The organism is Streptomyces sp. NPDC002845 (genome assembly GCF_053591955.1).
In genome coordinates, this window is record NZ_JBSFUU010000103.1 from 1 (window position 1) to 13,185 (window position 13,185).

Annotated in this window: 14 protein-coding genes; 7 read left to right on the plus strand and 7 right to left on the minus strand. The window is 68.2% G+C overall.

Going from position 1 to position 13,185, the window contains the following annotated elements:
- Window positions 1-321 precede the first annotated feature (321 nt).
- Window positions 322-477 (plus strand): hypothetical protein, encoded by a 156-nt coding sequence (locus ACWD3C_RS42495; protein WP_451153091.1) that lies wholly within the window; start codon window positions 322-324, stop codon window positions 475-477.
- 344 nt (window positions 478-821) lie between these two features.
- On the opposite strand, the gene ACWD3C_RS42500 is transcribed toward ACWD3C_RS42495, so the two are convergent.
- Window positions 822-1,037, minus strand: coding sequence for a hypothetical protein (locus tag ACWD3C_RS42500; protein WP_451153093.1), 216 nt, complete (start codon window positions 1,035-1,037; stop codon window positions 822-824).
- A 1,139-nt stretch (window positions 1,038-2,176) separates the two neighbouring features.
- Entirely contained in the window at window positions 2,177-3,190 is a 1,014-nt protein-coding gene (locus ACWD3C_RS42505) for an NADP-dependent oxidoreductase (protein WP_451153095.1), read from the minus strand.
- Window positions 3,191-3,327: 137 nt separating this feature from the next.
- Here ACWD3C_RS42505 and ACWD3C_RS42510 point away from each other — a divergent pair, with 137 nt between their 5' ends.
- Window positions 3,328-3,801 carry a winged helix-turn-helix transcriptional regulator gene (locus ACWD3C_RS42510; RefSeq protein WP_451153139.1) on the plus strand — a complete coding sequence of 158 codons (474 nt, stop codon included), beginning with the start codon at window positions 3,328-3,330 and terminating at the stop codon, window positions 3,799-3,801.
- Between the two features lie 34 nt (window positions 3,802-3,835).
- Here ACWD3C_RS42510 and ACWD3C_RS42515 read toward each other — a convergent pair whose 3' ends face one another.
- Window positions 3,836-4,441, minus strand: coding sequence for a CGNR zinc finger domain-containing protein (locus ACWD3C_RS42515; RefSeq protein WP_451153097.1), 606 nt, complete (start codon window positions 4,439-4,441; stop codon window positions 3,836-3,838).
- 65 nt (window positions 4,442-4,506) lie between these two features.
- On the opposite strand from ACWD3C_RS42515, the gene ACWD3C_RS42520 reads away from it, so the two are divergent.
- Complete coding sequence (locus ACWD3C_RS42520; RefSeq protein WP_451153099.1) at window positions 4,507-5,379, plus strand: alpha/beta fold hydrolase; 873 nt, start codon at window positions 4,507-4,509, stop codon at window positions 5,377-5,379.
- 228 nt (window positions 5,380-5,607) lie between these two features.
- Here ACWD3C_RS42520 and ACWD3C_RS42525 read toward each other — a convergent pair whose 3' ends face one another.
- The 3 genes from ACWD3C_RS42525 to ACWD3C_RS42535 are packed head-to-tail and all read right to left on the minus strand — an operon-like array spanning window position 5,608 to window position 9,012.
- On the minus strand, window positions 5,608-7,074 hold the full coding sequence (locus ACWD3C_RS42525) for a class I adenylate-forming enzyme family protein (protein ID WP_451153101.1): 1,467 nt from the start codon (window positions 7,072-7,074) through the stop codon (window positions 5,608-5,610).
- Window positions 7,075-7,109: 35 nt separating this feature from the next.
- Entirely contained in the window at window positions 7,110-8,030 is a 921-nt protein-coding gene (locus ACWD3C_RS42530; protein WP_451153103.1) for an alpha/beta hydrolase, read from the minus strand.
- A 7-nt stretch (window positions 8,031-8,037) separates the two neighbouring features.
- A complete protein-coding gene (locus ACWD3C_RS42535) occupies window positions 8,038-9,012 on the minus strand; it encodes an enoyl-CoA hydratase/isomerase family protein (protein WP_451153105.1) in 975 nt (324 codons plus the stop codon).
- Between the two features lie 211 nt (window positions 9,013-9,223).
- Between ACWD3C_RS42535 and ACWD3C_RS42540 the strand changes: the two genes are divergently transcribed.
- The gene (locus ACWD3C_RS42540) at window positions 9,224-9,907 is read left to right on the plus strand and encodes a TetR/AcrR family transcriptional regulator (RefSeq protein WP_451153107.1); all 684 of its coding nucleotides are present in this window, start codon (window positions 9,224-9,226) and stop codon (window positions 9,905-9,907) included.
- A gap of 48 nt (window positions 9,908-9,955) precedes the next feature.
- Here the strand turns inward: ACWD3C_RS42540 and ACWD3C_RS42545 are convergent, their stop codons facing one another.
- The gene (locus ACWD3C_RS42545; RefSeq protein ID WP_451153109.1) at window positions 9,956-10,852 is read right to left on the minus strand and encodes an SDR family oxidoreductase; all 897 of its coding nucleotides are present in this window, start codon (window positions 10,850-10,852) and stop codon (window positions 9,956-9,958) included.
- A 107-nt stretch (window positions 10,853-10,959) separates the two neighbouring features.
- On the opposite strand from ACWD3C_RS42545, the gene ACWD3C_RS42550 reads away from it, so the two are divergent.
- The 3 genes from ACWD3C_RS42550 to ACWD3C_RS42560 all read left to right on the plus strand — a co-directional run bounded on the left by ACWD3C_RS42550 (window position 10,960) and on the right by ACWD3C_RS42560 (window position 13,166).
- The gene (locus ACWD3C_RS42550; RefSeq protein ID WP_451153111.1) at window positions 10,960-11,457 is read left to right on the plus strand and encodes a winged helix-turn-helix transcriptional regulator; all 498 of its coding nucleotides are present in this window, start codon (window positions 10,960-10,962) and stop codon (window positions 11,455-11,457) included.
- 114 nt (window positions 11,458-11,571) lie between these two features.
- Window positions 11,572-12,105 (plus strand): SRPBCC family protein, encoded by a 534-nt coding sequence (locus ACWD3C_RS42555; protein ID WP_451153113.1) that lies wholly within the window; start codon window positions 11,572-11,574, stop codon window positions 12,103-12,105.
- Window positions 12,105-13,166, plus strand: coding sequence for an LLM class flavin-dependent oxidoreductase (locus ACWD3C_RS42560; protein ID WP_451153115.1), 1,062 nt, complete (start codon window positions 12,105-12,107; stop codon window positions 13,164-13,166). The genes ACWD3C_RS42555 and ACWD3C_RS42560 overlap by 1 nt, the downstream gene beginning before the upstream one ends.
- Window positions 13,167-13,185 lie beyond the last annotated feature (19 nt).

A 13,185-nucleotide genomic window follows, 5' to 3' on the forward strand; every position in this document is an offset into this window, starting at 1 on the left:
GCCATTCAGTTCCTCGACGAGTAACGCCTGCGGGGCTTCGGTGCAGTCGCTGACGCCTGGTCCGTGATGACGGGCCGCAGGCTCACCGGATCCCCGGAATGCGACACGCACACCTTCCCAGGCCATGGAGTCCTCTATGCCCCGTGGTCGAAACGGAAGACAGTCCGGCCAACGGATCGTCGCCGATTTCGCCGGCTTGGCCAGCTGCGCGAGAATCCGACAGGCCGGACCCCGGCCGCCGGAGCGGCTGGCTGAGGTAGGCGCATCCTGCGTGATCGAGGCGGGGTGCGCCATCGCCCGGCTGCCGTGCCCGCTCCCACGGTGTCCACCACCACGACTTTCCGGGCCGGGACGGCCGATACGTGCCGCACGGGCGTGGAAGACGTGGGCGCCGGCCGCGCTGTCGGTGACCACGACGAAGAGCGCCTGAGTTCCAGCCACTGGGCGGCGATCCGCTCGATCGTGGTGTCCGGGTAGAGCCACTCGACGTCCTCGCTGCCGGCCTTGACGACGTGGGCGACGCCGCTCCTTCCAGCGTGCCCCGGGCCGGTCTGCTGGGCGAGTCGGCCCGGGGGCGGCAGGGAGAGTCGCCGGACCAGTCCCAGAGGCTCCGCTCGCCGAGACGAGGGTCGTACAGGGCCCGACCGCCGGCGCCGAACTGTCCGAGCTCGGTCATCAGCGCAACGCCGGTCTGGATCTCGTCCGCTGTCCAGCCGGTGATTCCTTGATCATCGGGACCTGCTTCCACCCGGACATCGTCATCGGCAGGCCCCACTGGTTCAGCCACACCATCGCCGGCTCCCACCTGCCATCGGCCGTCGTCACCAGCAGCCGGCGCCGCTCCTCCGCATCCAGGCGGGCCACCGGCACCCACCGGCCACCCCCCCCCGCACCAGGGGCGCGGCCGGATCCTCCACCAGCAGCGACCGGCGCGTCGGGATGTAGAAGCCGCGTGAGCGCCCATAGTCGAGCATCTCGGCCCGGTCCCACTCCATGTAGTCGCGCACATCTCGCAGCACCGGCACCGGCCAGTACACCGCCCGGCCCGACCTTGCTTGGAAATCGCGTGCGGCAGCACCGCTCGCGCGTTGACGATCCCTGACGCCGCAGGCGGCAGCTCCGGTAGATCGAACACCGTCAGCGCCGAGTGCTCGCACAACCGCAGCCCCGTACGGACCATCGAATCCGCGTACGCCGCGTTCCGCGCCGCCCACTCCCACGGAACCCGCGCCTTGGCATCTCCTTCGAGTCGAAGCCGCACAGCCCGACATTGCGCCAAAGCCGATACGACTTCGGTGGCAGCCACTTCACCTAGCGTCGTGGCCCCATGTGCGACGTCTCGGCTGGCACTTGCCGCACCATCGTGCCGCCGGCTCCGTGCCGCCACGGCGACCACACCGAAGCCGCGCGCTGACGGATGGGACTGGCCCTGACGAGGTCCTGCTCGATCGCCCACAGGTAGAACTGGTTGACCGTGGACACCTCCCGGTCCCAACTCGTGTCTTCCAAACGAGGTCCACGCTCATCACGACGCCGCCACCACTCGAACGCCGCCCGGTCGTCCATGGACGCATCACGCCAGTCCCGCCTGCCTCGCGCGAACCGCAGGAAGTCGAAGTACGTGCGCAGGTCCCGGGTGCATGGGCGGCCTGGGTGTTCCACGGCGAAGACGCCAGCCACACCGAGAGATACCGGTTCAGCGCCACGTCGTACCCGCCCGCCGGGCTGATCAGGAACGGCTGCCCCTCGGGCACCCCCAGATCGTCCAACCCCTCACCGAGATCGGCGAACAGGGAGCTGAACTCCCGTATGAACGGGGTCTTTTCGCGCGGCCACGCCAGGTCTCGACGGGTGAAATGCGCTCGCCAACCGGTGATCGACATGACGCTGGACGATAGTCCGTGGACAGCTCAACAGCGCATAACCAAAGGCACGCGACAACAAGGCACGCGAGGCACGGGGCTCCGCAGACTGCCGCGGCCGGCCGCCGGCAGCCCTCGGATTCGAGGTCGGAGCAGAGGGCGCCGTGGGACAACTCCCTTGTCCGTCATGAGCGTCGAGACGCGCGAGCCGTCGATGTTGTTCCGCCCGACGCGGCGAGCATCTCTCGCCCCTGCCGTCGCGTCGTCGGCCCCGCGTGATCATGCCAGGAGGATGCCGTGTGGCCGGCCTGATCTCAGTTGCTGTCGGGCGTCATCGAGACCACGACCTTGCCGGCCTTGGTGCGACCTTGCTCGACGTACGCCATCGCCTCGAGCGTCTGATCGAACGGGAAGGTGCTGTCGATGACCGGGCGGAGCTTCCCGCTGTCGTAGAGGGCGCCGAGCTCGCGCAGTTGGGAGCCGTTGGCCTGCATGAAGAAGAACTGGTAGCGAACGCCCAGGGCCTTCGCCTGCTTGCGGATCTTGCGACTGAGCACGTTCATGACCAGCCCCATGAAGGAGGGAGCGCCGAGCTGCCTGGCGAACCCGGCGTCCGGCGGGCCCACGACGCTGACAGCCAGGCCGCCGGGCTTCAGCACGGTCAGCGACTTCTCCAGGTTCGCCCCGCCCACGGCGTCCAGCACCAGGTCGTAGCCGGACAGCACCTTGGAGAAGTCCTCCTTCTTGTAGTCGACGACGACGTCGGCACCGAGGCCTCGGACCAGCTTCTCGGAATCAGTGCTCGCGGTCGTCGCCACGGTGGCACCGAGGTGTTTGGCGAGCTGGATGACCGTCGATCCGAGACCGCCGGCACCGGCGTGGACGAGCACCTTCTGACCCGGCTTCACATGGGCCTGGTCCACGAGGATCTGCCAGGCGGCCAGGGCCACCAGCGGCACCGCGGCCGCCTCCTGCGGGGTGAGCGAGGCCGGCTTGGGCGCGACGTCGTCCACGTCGATCGCGATGTACTCCGCGAAGCCTCCGATCCGCAGGTCGCGCGGACGGGCGTAGACCTCGTCGCCGACTTCGAGGCCGCGCACGGCGGAACCGACCCGCGTCACGACGCCGGCCACGTCATGACCGAGCACGAACGGGCGCTTGTACTTCAACAGCTGCTTGAACTCCCCGTTGCGGACCATCTTGTCCAGCGGGTTGATGCTCGCGGCGCTCACCCTGACCAGAACATCGCGGTCACCGACGCTGGGCTCGGGTACCTCGGCGGCGCGCACGCCGTCCTTGCCGTACTTCTCGACGACGAATGCCTTCATGCCGGCCGCCTTTCCATGTGATCTTCTCGGTCGCCTGCGCGTGTCATGACGCTACTTGCTGAGTATAGAAAAGTAAACTCATGTCGGGTTAGAATCACCCCATGGATGCGAGGACCGAAGCTCTTCAGGCCGCCGGCATGGACACCCGACTCGACCGGGACATGTCGAACTGCTCGATCGCCCGGACCCTTGAGGTCGTGGGTGAGAAGTGGACGATCCTGATCCTGCGCGAGGTCTGGTACGGCTCGTCCCGCTTCAGTGACTTCGAACGGGTCCTCGGCTGTCCCCGCAACCTTCTCGCTGCCCGGCTCCGGATGCTTGTCGAGGAAGGGATCCTGGCCACCGAGACCTACAAGGAGCCGGGTTCGCGCAGTCGGTCGAAGTACGTGATGACACCCAAGGGCGTGGACCTGGTCCCGGCCGTGATGGGGCTCCTGCAGTGGGGCGACCGCTACCGCGCCGACCCGGAGGGCCCGGCCGTACTGACGCGACACCGCGGATGCGGTGCGCACGTCGATGCCCAGATCCGCTGCGAACGCGGCCACGCCGTGCAGGCGGAGGACATCGAGAGTGTCTCCGGCCCCGCATTTCGTCTGAGGCCCGCGGAGTGAGCTGAGCGCGGTGGAGGCAGGAGTCCGGGTGGGCTCAGTCCGCCGGCGTGCGCTCACTCCGTCTGGCTCGGGCCTGGTGGAGGCGGACTTTGGTGCGGTTTCCGCAGCGGGACATCGAGCACCAGCGGCGGTTGTGGGCGGGGGAGCGGTCCAGGAAGCGCAGGGCGCACGTGTCCGCGCCGCACACGCGTACGCGTCGGATCTCGGTCGACAGGAGCAGGTCTACGGCGTCCTGCGCGATCAGTGCCAGCGCGGTCGCGGGATCAGGTGCCATGGTCGTGGTGCCGGCGGGCTCCAAGTGGCCGCCTTTGATGGTGATTTGCGGCGCCGGCCGGGGCGCCTCCGCTGCCGATTCGTTGAGCAGCACGACGTCGCTGGAGGAGGGCAGTCGGCCGTCGGAGACCGCGAGTACGGCCCGGTCGACCGCCTCGCGCAGCCGTCGGCCCGATGCCAGGACGGCGGCATCCACGGGATACGGGATGCCCTGTGTGAGCAGTCCGGCCCGCTGAAGCCAGAGGGTGAGATCGCCCGGGTTCCGGAGCGTCTCCCCCGGCATGGGTCGCCACCGGTGGCGGAGGGTGTTGGTGAAGTCCAGACAGACCCGCCCGCCGTCCCAGATCCACGTGTCGTCCGTTGCCACGCCTTCATTCTGCACGTTAGGTTTAACCCCCTAAGAGGGTTAGTTCGTGCCGGGGAGGCGCATCCATGGGACAGCCCACTGTGACCACAGGCGTGACGCAGGTGGACAGGGTGCGCCTGCACTACCTCCGAGCGGGATCCGGTCCTCTGCTCGTCCTGCTCCACGGCTGGCCGCAGACCTCCGACTGCTGGCAGCCGGTGCTGGCGGATCTTGCCGCCGACCACACCGTTGTGGCACCCGACCTGCGTGGCTACGGCCTGAGCGACAAGCCCTCGACCGGATACGACAAGCGGCGGATGGCCGCCGACATGGCGGGCCTCGTCGAAGCACTCGGCTTCGAGACGACCGCCGTCGTGGGTCACGACCGGGGCGCCCGCGTGGGGCACCGCTGGGCGCTGGACCGCCCCGAGCAGGTGGAACGGCTGGCTGTGCTCGACATCGTGCCGACCCGGGAGATGTTCCGCCGGCTGGACGCCTCGCTCGCCTCCGGGTACTGGCACTGGCTGTTCCAGATGCAGCCCGACCTTCCCGAGCGCCTCGTGGGGCACGACATACGCGGGTATCTCGAGTACTTCTTCGAGCGGTGGACCTATAACCGGCACGGGCTGACACCCGAAGCGGTCGACGGATATGTCCGAGCCTTCTCCCGCCCGGGTGCCATGCGCGCGAGTTTCGACGACTACCGCGCCATGGAGCAGGACGTCGCCCTCGACGACATCGACGCCGCCGAGGGCCGCCGCCTCACCATGCCGGTACTGGCGCTCTGGGGTTCCGCAGGGCTGCCCTCCCGCCTGCCGACGCTGGAGATCTGGCGCGCCTACGCGGACGACGTCACCGGAGCAGAAATCCCGGAGTGCGGCCACTTCATCCCGGAAGAGCAACCGGAGGCGCTGCTGGGCCATTTGCGGTCGTTCCTGGCCGACGAGGCGAGTCGGTGACTTTGCCACCGTGACGAGAGCGGCGCCCCTGCGGGTCCACAGCTCACTGGCCGGCCGGGGCAAGTCGTCCGAGCAGCCTCTCGGACCGAGGGGCGGCCCAGTTGCTTCCGGTTGGGCCGCCCCTCAGTCAGATCCTGGCCGAGACCGGGACACCCGCCGAAGCGTCCCCCGCGGCCGCGCTGTCGGACATGCGCTGCCTGGGCATCCAGGCTCGGCGCGCGGTGAATCTCAGGAAGCCGCGACGTGGGCAGCGCGCAGGGAGGCTTTGTCGATCTTCCCGACCGCGTTCTTCGCTATGGCCTCTACCACGAAGAACTCGGTCGGACGCTTGAAGCCGGTGAGGCTGCGCGCACAGAGCTCCCGCAGCGCCGTCAGATCGACGGTCGCGCCTGGTCGCGGCTGTATGTAGGCCACGACCACCTCTCCCCACTTCTCGTCGGGTACGCCGATCACGGCGGCTTCGAGCACCGACGGGTCGCCTGTGAGGACGTCCTCGATTTCCTTGGGGTAGATGTTCTCGCCACCACGGATGATCATGTCCTTGGAGCGCCCGACCAGTGTCAGATAGCCCTCGGCGTCGAGGTGACCCACATCGCCCGTGTGCAACCAGCCGTCGACGATGACTCTGGCCGTTTCCTCAGGGCGGCCGAGATAGCCACGCATGACGTTGGGGCCCTTCACGAGGACCTCACCGTCCGTGCCCGGCCCCACCTCGGTACCTTCGGCGTCGACGATCCGAATCTCCTGGCCGGGGAAGGGAAGTCCCACGGTGCCGGCACGTCGCGGGCCCGCGACGGGGTTGACGGTGGACCCGCAGGTTCCTTCGGACAGGCCGTATCCCTCGACAAGAGGGAACCCGTACCGGGCTTCGAACCGGTTCAGCAGCTCGGCGGAGGCAGGTGCGGCGCCACAGACTCCGAACCTCAGCGACGATGTGTCGGGCCGCACGTCGTCCGGGAGCGCAGCGAGCATGCCGTAGATCGTCGGCACGGCGCTGAAGAAGGTGGGGCGCTCCTGCTCGACGAGGTCGAAGAAGCTGTGTGGGTCGAACCGGCCGCCCGCGATGACGACGCTCGCCCCCGCGAGAAGAGGCGTGAGAATGCTGACCACGATGCCGTTGACGTGGAAGAGCGGCAGGATCAGCAGGCACCGGTCGGCGGGCCCGATGTCCAGGGACAGGCGGCCCATCTCCGTCATGGCGTCGATGTTGGCGTGGTCCAGCATCACGCCCTTGGGCGTCCCGGTGGTGCCGCTGGTGTATATGAGAAGAGCCAGCGCGGACGAGTCCACATGCGGTGCGTGATCCGACCTCACCCCTTCCTTGTGCAGGGCGCCGACGCCGAGTACGGCAGTACCGTCCGTGACGGGCGCCGCGTGGTCTTCGACCACCAGCAGACGCGCACCGGAGTCCTTGACCTGTCGGTCCACCTCGACGTCGGTCATGCTCGGGTTGACCGGCGTGATGGTGGCGCCGATCCGCCAGGCGGCGAACAACAGCAGCACGAACTCGATGCGGTTCGTCAGCTTGAGGGCCACGACATCGCCGGGACCGATGCCGAGGTCCTGGAGCTGACGCGCTGCCGCACGGACGCGGTCCAGCAACTGAGTGTTGGTGAGTGACTGGCGCCCGTCCGACACCGCTGCCCCATCGGGGTCGTGAGCGGCGCGACGGTCGGGCAGTGAAGCGAAGTTCATGGCGGGCGTACCTGTCTCGGTGTTGTGCGATCCGGTCAAGGAGTCGATGCCGGCGCGGGGTGCAACTGCCGGGTGAGGAACTCGATCTGGTCGCGGACCAGGGTCTCGAAGGTCTCGCCCGTGTAGAAATCGAAGTGGCCGGCGTCGTACCTCTTGATCTCTCCCCGGGGTGCGGTGCGCGCGTACCGGAGGGTCTGGGCGGGAGGCGTGACGGAGTCGGTGTTGCTGACGCAGAAGAGGATCGGCATGGCGACCTTCTTCGCCGCACGCCCGGGCCGGTAGGTGGCGATGGTCGGAATGACCCGTGCCGCCACCTCGTTGCGGAACGTCGTCCCCGCCGGTTGCAGCGCCTGATATCCGGGCAGGGCGTCCGGAGCGTTCATGAGGGCCGGCGAACCGGGGGCGGAGGCGATGGGAACCATCGCGGGTGCCTTGCCGCGCACTCTGGCCGCCATGTCCCGAGCGAGCACGGGGGTCATCCTGAGCGAGGCGACCGGGCCGAGTGCGAGCGCGGAGGCGAGACCATCGGTGAACGGGCACTGGGACACGGCCGCGCGCAGTTCGGGATGCCGAGAGGCGACGGTGATGGCGTGGCCTCCGCCGAAGGAGCTGCCCCACACCGCGATGCGGGAGCGGTCGACGTCAGGGCGGGCCTTGACGCAGGCGATGGCGGCGTCCCAGTCGGCGAGCTGACGCTTGATCGACAGGAGCTGGCGCGGGTGGCCGCCGCTGTCGCCGAAGTGCCGGTAGGTGAAGGCCACGGCGGCGATGCCGGCCTGAGCGAAACGCTCGGCGAAGGCGTCCAGGCGCATCTCGCGGGTGGCGCCGAGGCCGTGCCCGAGGATGACGACGGGCGGGGAGGTGACGCCGGTCGGGAGGTAGAGCCATCCGGCACAGGTGCTGTCGCCGGAGGGGAAGGTGATGTCGTGGCGGGTGAAGGAGTGTGCAGTGGTCATCGTCTGCTCACCGCCGCGTCGTCTTCGTCGAGCGGTGCCCGGGCACGCTGCCCGAGGCGAGCGCCTGGGCGTAGGTGTCCGGGCTGTAGAGCGGGAGCTCGCCGGTGGCGTCCGTCGTCTCCATGTAGTCGAGCATCAGTTCCTGACCGTCCTTCGACATGACTCTGGTGAAGAACTCGGCGCGTTCGACGTGGAGTCCGTCCTCCAGGGGCATCGAGCCGCCGAAGTACACCGACCTCTTGGCGGCCGCGACCGACCCCTTCGACCGCCGGCCGAAGTGCTCCGCGAGTTCGACCGCCTGCGCGACGACCTTGTCCTGGGGTACGACCTTGTCGACCGCCCCGTTGGCGAGCGCCTCCGCGGGCGTGAACGGCTTGCCTTCGAGGATCGCGGCCAGGGACCGGTGGGTGCCGATCAGGCGGGTCAGCCGCTGGGTGCCGCCGCCGCCCGGGATGATGCCGAGGAGGATTTCGGGCTGGCCGATGAAGTAGTCCCCGTCGGCCATGACCCGAAGATCGCAGGCCCAGGCGAACTCGGCGCCGAGGCCGAGAGCCGAACCGTTGAGGGCGGCGACGAAGAGGACACCGCTGGCGTTCATCCGGAGGAAGGTCGTGTGCAGACGCTCCAGCTGGAGGGCCCCGCGCATCGGGGTCCTGCGCATCACGGCCCCGAGGAGACGGGACCGGTCCACATGCTTGGCCATGCGTACGACGGCGGCAGCACCGCGTCGGCCGACCGTCGGACTCGCGGCGCCCTCTTCCTGCAGCCACCGGACCGCGGCATGGCTGACGAACCGCTCGGGATGTGCCCCGGTGAAGACGACGGCACGGATGCTCGGATCGCGGTCGACCCGGTTCACCAGCTTGTCCAGCTGCTGGGCGATGTCGAGGCCGAACAACTGGTGCGGGCCGCCGTCGACCCGGACGACAAGGACGGCTCCGCGGTCCTCGATCTCCAGATGACCCTTGTCTTTGTATGGCATGGATTCTGCTCCCGTGCTGGGTTCATGGGGGAGTGCAAAGCGAGTGAGGGAGGGGCTGCCGGCGCCAGGAATCTGGGACAGTGCGTGAAAGCCCGTCCGGGGAGGCGCGCCCGTGTCCGAAACGGCACGTCGCTCGAGATGTGTACTATTGCCGTGACGAGTTACATAACCAAGTTATTTCAAGAGTGTCAATGGTGGAGGCGCGAGAGGCATGGCAGGGCGGCCGAAGCTCGATGACGCACCGGAGCGGCTGGTGCGAGCCGCTGTCGGTCTGCTGGCCGAACAGGGGCCGTCGGCCATCAAGGCGCGTACGGTGGCGTCCGCGAGCGGGCTGTCGACGATGGTCGTCTACGGCCACTTCGGTGGGATCCCCGAACTGATGCGCGCCGTCGCCGACCACGGCTTCAGGGAGCTCGGCGCGGCGTTCGCCCAGGTGCCGGTGACGGATGATCCGACCGCGGATCTCTTCGCCATGGCTTTGACCTGCCGCCGAGTGGCCCACGAGAACCCTCACCTGTACGACCTGATGTTCGGCCTGTCCACTCGTGCGACGTACCGGCCGCTGTCGGACGCGGACCTTCGCTTGAGCGGACATTCGCCGGCCTTCCGGGATGCCCACGTCCATATCACCGCGGCATGTCGACGGCTCGTGGACTCGGGCAGGGCCGAGCGGCAGGAACCTGAAGTCATAGCCGCCCAGTTGTGGAGTCTGGTCCACGGGTACGTCACCCTTGAGCTGGCCGAGCATTTCGGCGAGTTCGAGGACCCCGTGGTGCAGGTGATGCTGCCGATGGGCGTGAACTTCTCTGTCGGTCTGGGCGACGAGCGGGAACGGGCCGAAGCCTCGCACGAGGCGGGCGTGCGCCTGTACGACTCGATCGTTCAAGGTCGGTGAAAGTCGGTAGGGCAGGTCGCTGTCCCGCGCGGGACTACTTATGTGCGGCTAGGGCGACTTGGTCTCCGCGGCAGAGGTATCGGTGCCCGGGGTGAGCTGGTCATGCCTCCCCAGCGCCGCGACCTCCCGTTCGAGGGACGGAACGGCACGGGCCGCGAAGCGCCTCGCCCATGGCCAGGCCAGTGGCGAATTCAGCGCTGCCTTGGCCCAGTTGGCCACGACGACGGCGCGCGGGACGTACACGCGGCTGCGGCGGCGCACGAGCCCGTCGACGATCGCGGCAGCTGCCCGGTCGGCGCTCGTGGTGACATTGCCCGGGTAGGGAAGCCGGTTGCGCAGGCCCTGGAACGAGGGGAGGTCCATCTCGGCGCCCCGGACGAGGTCCGTGTCGATCCAGGAGGGGTGAACCAGGCCGACCGTGACCCCGAGGTGCGCCACCTCCTGGCGGTAGGTCAGGGCGAGCAGCTCGGCCGCGGCCTTGCTGGCGCCGTAGGAGGCCATCGCGGCCAGCGGCATGAACGACAGCGCGGACGCCACGACCAGCACGTGTCCCCGGCTGCGCTCCAGATGGGGCGTCACGTACTTGAGGGTCCGGAAGACACCGTTCAGATTGATGTCCAGGACCCGCTCGAACGACGCCTCGTCCGTCTGTCGCACGGTCCCGTACGCCACGACGCCGGCATTGGCGACGACGAGATCGATGCCGCCCATGACCCCCGCAGCCTCGTCGATCGCTGACCGCAGGACGGTGCCGTCGCGCACATCGGCCTCACGCCAGGAAGCGGCGGGGCCCAGCTCGCGGGCGAGGTCACGGAGCCGATCGGGCTCCAGTCCGATCAAGGTCACCTGAGCGCCTCGGGCGATGGCCAGGCGGGCCACCTTCTCGCCGATGCCGCGCGCCGCTCCGGTGACAACCAGCTTTCTGCCCAGCAAGTCACGTTTCATGGCGGCAACATAACTTCGTTATTTATTGAGCGCAAGATGTCGCGCGTATGAACTGTCGCCCCTCCACCTGCTGGGTCTCACGACTGGACGAACCTATGCTGACTGTCATGAGGCGGACATCCTTTGCGCACTGGCCCTGTTCGATCGCGCGCACCATGGACTTGCTCGGGGACTGGTGGACGCCGTTGGTGCTGCGTGAGGCGTTCTACGGGATCCGGCGGTTCGACGCGTTCCAGGTGTCACTGGGGATCGCGCGCAACACATTGACGGACCGGTTGCGCCGGCTGGTGGACGAGGGGCTGCTGGAGAAACGGCCGTACCAAACGGAGCCGGTTCGGTACGACTACGTGCTCACGGAGAAGGGGCGCGACTTCTACGGTGTGCTGCTGGTGATGAACCGGTGGGGGGACCGCTGGCTGTCCGGTGAAGTGGGCCCGCCGGTAGTCATGCATCACGAGGTCTGCGGACAGGAAGCCCATGCCGAGGTGGTGTGTTCTTCCTGCGGCGAGCAGATGACCGCGGAGAACACCAGTCCTCGGATGGGCCCCGGCTATCCGCCACATCTGGCCGAACGGCCGGATGTGCGGGAGCGTTTCGCTGGCTGACTCAGCGGCTCTGCCGGGGCTGCGTTTTCCCTTGACATGTGAGTCTATCTACGCAACTTTACTGGTCACATCTGGTCATGGGAGTTCTCGGATCGGCATGGAGGCTGCAGGAACATGGAGTGGACAGGCGCGCGCTATGCGGACAAGCCGACGGTGGAGGTCCGCACCTGGATCGCTGCTCCGCCCGAACAGGTGTGGACGCTCGTGTCCGACATCGAGCTGATGCCGCGTATGAGCTCCGAGCTGCAGTACGTCGAATGGCTGGACGGCAGGACCGCCCCTGCTCTGGGAGCCCGGTTCATCGGCCAGAGCAAGCACGAGGCACTCGGGGAGTGGACCACCACATCCCACATCCTCGAGTACGAGCCGCCGAGGCTGCTTGCCTGGGGCGTCGAGAACCCGCAGAACCCAACGGCGATCTGGCGGTTCACGTTGGAGCCGCAGGGCGGTGGCACTCTGCTGAGCGAATGGATGCAGATGGGGCCGGCCCGTTCGGGCCTCTCCTTCGCCATCGATCGCATGCCGGAGAAGGAGCAGAAGATCGTCTTCGTGCGCATGCGGGAGTTCGAGGCCAACATGACCATCACCCTCGAAGAGATCAAGAAGCTGGCCGAGAGGGCCCAGCCCGCGGGCGAGGCGAGGCTCTGATGCGTACCTCCACCACGATCGAAGCTTCCGGGGGCGACTGGCGGGAGATCGTCGCCTATGTCACCGAGGCGGAGAAGCTCGGTCTCGACATCTGCTGGGTGGCGGAGGCGTGGGGCTCCGAGGCTCCCTCGCCGTTGGGCTACCTCGCGGCGAAGACCGAGCGCATGCTCCTCGGATCCGGAATCATCCAACTCGGCACCCGCACGCCGATGGCCATCGCCCGCGCCGCGATCACACTGTCGCAGATCTCCCAGGGGCGCTTCCTTCTCGGACTGGGCCCCTCCGGGCCGCAGGTGATCGAGGGGCTGCACGGCGTGCCCTTCGCCCGGCCGCTGGTGCGGATGCGGGAGACCGTCGAGATCGTGCGGGAGGCCGCCGCAGGCGGCAAAGTCTCCTACTCAGGACAGGAGTTCCGGATTCCACTGCCGGGCGCGGAGGCGAAGCCCATGCGTCTGTCGATGCGTGCCGAGCATGACATTCCGGTCTACCTCGCCACTCTCTCGCCGAAGATGCTGCACCTGACCGGTGAGATCGCCGATGGGTGGCTGGGCACCAGTTTCGTGCCCGAGGGCGCCAAGGAGGCGTACTTCGACCACCTGGACCAGGGCCTGGCCACCGCCGGTCGCGCCCGTGCCGACCTCGACATCTGCCAAGGTGCCGAGGTCGCCTTCGCGGACGACGAGGACGCGCTGAGCGCGATGGTGGCCGGACGCAAGAAGGAACTGGCCTTCAGCCTCGGCGGCATGGGTTCCGCGACCACGAACTTCTACAACAACGCCTACAGCCGCCAGGGTTGGGCCGAGGTGGCGGCCGAAGTCCGGACACGTTGGCAGGCCGGGGACCGGGACGGCGCGGCCGGCTTGGTCACCGACGAAATGGTGCTGGCGACCACTCTGATCGGAACCGAGGGCATGGTGCGCCAACGGCTGCGTGTGTGGCGCGACGCCGGTGTGGACACCGTACGTTTTTATCCGGCCGGAGAGACTCTCGACGCTCGGCTCACCACTCTCGGCCGGGCCATCGACCTGGTCCGTGACATCGAGGACGAGGCGGCACGGTAGCGGCACGGCCGGGTGCAGT

Bases quoted from the DNA above. Each gene is read 5' to 3' on its own strand.
- ACWD3C_RS42535 (WP_451153105.1), bottom strand. From the start codon at position 9,012: ATGCCATACAAAGACAAGGGTCATCTGGAGATCGAGGACCGCGGAGCC.
- ACWD3C_RS42555 (WP_451153113.1), top strand. From the start codon at position 11,572: ATGGAGTGGACAGGCGCGCGCTATGCGGACAAGCCGACGGTGGAGGTC.
- ACWD3C_RS42540 (WP_451153107.1), top strand. From the start codon at position 9,224: ATGGCAGGGCGGCCGAAGCTCGATGACGCACCGGAGCGGCTGGTGCGA.
- ACWD3C_RS42510 (WP_451153139.1), top strand. From the start codon at position 3,328: ATGGACACCCGACTCGACCGGGACATGTCGAACTGCTCGATCGCCCGG.
- ACWD3C_RS42520 (WP_451153099.1), top strand. From the start codon at position 4,507: ATGGGACAGCCCACTGTGACCACAGGCGTGACGCAGGTGGACAGGGTG.
- ACWD3C_RS42550 (WP_451153111.1), top strand. From the start codon at position 10,960: ATGAGGCGGACATCCTTTGCGCACTGGCCCTGTTCGATCGCGCGCACC.
- ACWD3C_RS42560 (WP_451153115.1), top strand. From the start codon at position 12,105: ATGCGTACCTCCACCACGATCGAAGCTTCCGGGGGCGACTGGCGGGAG.
- ACWD3C_RS42525 (WP_451153101.1), bottom strand. From the start codon at position 7,074: ATGAACTTCGCTTCACTGCCCGACCGTCGCGCCGCTCACGACCCCGAT.
- ACWD3C_RS42505 (WP_451153095.1), bottom strand. From the start codon at position 3,190: ATGAAGGCATTCGTCGTCGAGAAGTACGGCAAGGACGGCGTGCGCGCC.
- ACWD3C_RS42530 (WP_451153103.1), bottom strand. From the start codon at position 8,030: ATGACCACTGCACACTCCTTCACCCGCCACGACATCACCTTCCCCTCC.
- ACWD3C_RS42545 (WP_451153109.1), bottom strand. From the start codon at position 10,852: ATGAAACGTGACTTGCTGGGCAGAAAGCTGGTTGTCACCGGAGCGGCG.